This is a genomic window from Arthrobacter sp. SPT-J7, from assembly GCF_059089965.1.
Window position 1 is genome coordinate 1 of sequence record NZ_JBNHFF010000440.1, and the last position, 1,345, is coordinate 1,345.

A 1,345-nucleotide genomic window follows, 5' to 3' on the forward strand; every position below is an offset into this window, starting at 1 on the left:
CAGGGACTGCGGCAACTGCAGAACCTACCACCGAACCGCGGCCCTACAACGGACGAGACCGCCGAAGGCGAGAACTACAGCTCCACGGCACGAAAAAACCGCCAAAGCGGCGAGGGAATACCACCTTACGGCGGCCTCTTGGACAACCCTGAACAGCCCTTCTACGGAAGGTGCTGCTAGCGCCCGCTGCCGCCGTCGTTTTTCCTGGCTCTGGAAACTGGCCCGTCCAAAAGGTATGTTGGTAAGCATGCTGATGATTTTTACGGCTCATCAGCTTCCGGTAAACAGCGAAGGAGACGTTATGAGCACGAAGGTGGAAAAACGCATTCTGGTGAACGTACCGGTAAGCACCGCTTACAACCAGTGGACCCAGTTCGAGGATTTCCCGCACTTCATGGGCGGCGTTAAGAGCGTTACGCAGCTCAGTGACGACCGACTGGAGTGGGTGGCCGAGATCGGCGGCGTCCGCCGGCAGTGGGAAGCCAAGATTCTGGAGCAGATCCCCGACCGCAGGGTGGCCTGGGCCGCCACGGAAGGTGCCACGAACGCCGGCGCAATCGAGTTCGAGGACATTGGCGGCGGCCAGACCTCCCTCCAGCTGACGCTTGAATACGAGCCCGAAGGCATCATCGAGAAGGTGGGCGACAAGCTCAACGTTGTGGACCGTCAAGCCGAGGCAGACCTGCAGCGGTTCAAGGAATTCATCGAGGACGAGGGCTACGCCAGCGGAGCATGGCGCGGCAGCGTCAGCTCCGGAGCACCCGCAGGCACGCCCGGCGTCGAGGACGCAGCAGGATCGCGTGGCGACTCCGGTAAAGCCGGCATCTCCGGCAAGGTAGCGGCAGGCCTGGGCGTCGCCGCGGCAGCCGGCGCAGCAGCAGCCATGGCAGCCAGCGGCAACAAGGAAACCGTTACGGCTGCCGATGAAACGGTAACTCCAGTGGTTCCCGGCGAGCCAGTCACCGTTACGCCCATCCCGACGGACACAACGACAGAGACCATAGGCACCGCAGGCACCGGGACAACGGTTGGCACGACGGCGGCAGCGGGCTCCACCGGTTCGGTCGCCGACCTGGGCGATGACAGGATCGGCCATGCCTTCGACCAGACGAACGGCCTGGTGGACACCACCGGTGAGTCCGATGAGACCGTCGAGGGCGAGAACCTGAGTGCCGGGGAACGCCGCGAAGACGACCGCCGGCCTGACGGTGGCCTCCCTCCCGTTGGCGGGAACCTCGGCCAGCACTAACCGGGACGTACCGGCGCCGGACATGGCTGAGGCTTACCGCTAAGGCAGGGCTCCGGCGTCGGATATCGGACATTACGAAAGCGCCGCCCACCTCCT

At 64.1% G+C, this 1,345-nt stretch carries 2 protein-coding genes; both read left to right on the plus strand.

The window, feature by feature from the left end; translation table 11 throughout:
• Nucleotides 1–180 (plus strand): hypothetical protein (locus tag AC5RWX_RS33395; RefSeq protein WP_494100441.1); only part of this gene is annotated, 180 nt, incomplete at its 5' end.
• A gap of 121 nt (nt 181–301) precedes the next feature.
• The gene (locus AC5RWX_RS33400; RefSeq protein WP_494100442.1) at nt 302–1,249 is read left to right on the plus strand and encodes an SRPBCC family protein; all 948 of its coding nucleotides are present in this window, start codon (nt 302–304) and stop codon (nt 1,247–1,249) included.
• Nucleotides 1,250–1,345: the final 96 nt, after the last annotated feature.

What these genes read in the sequence shown, in the direction of transcription:
- AC5RWX_RS33400 (WP_494100442.1), top strand. Translation starts at nt 302, where the DNA reads ATGAGCACGAAGGTGGAAAAACGCATTCTGGTGAACGTACCGGTAAGC.